This is a genomic window from Kitasatospora nipponensis (assembly GCF_039528135.1).
GTDB classification, from domain to species: Bacteria; Actinomycetota; Actinomycetes; order Streptomycetales; family Streptomycetaceae; genus Kitasatospora; species Kitasatospora nipponensis.
The window spans coordinates 399-650 of record NZ_BAAALF010000805.1; positions in this window are offsets into that span (position 1 = coordinate 399).

The window sequence follows — 252 nt, forward strand, 5'->3', positions numbered from 1 at the left end:
CCGACCGGGACCCGCTGGCTGAAGGTGTGCATGGCGGCCTCTTGGGCCAGGTCCAGGAGCTGAGCGGTGTCGACGGCTCGAACAGTGCGAGGAAGGCTCGGGGTCATGTCGCGATGATGCCAAGAAGTCCCCGCGGGGCCGAGAGGTCAGCTGGCCCAGGATGCGATCTGCCGACGGGCAGGGCCCCAGACTTCCTCGAACTCCTTGGAGGTGAGTTGCTCGGGGTGGTGGCCTTCCCATTCCGAGATGGGC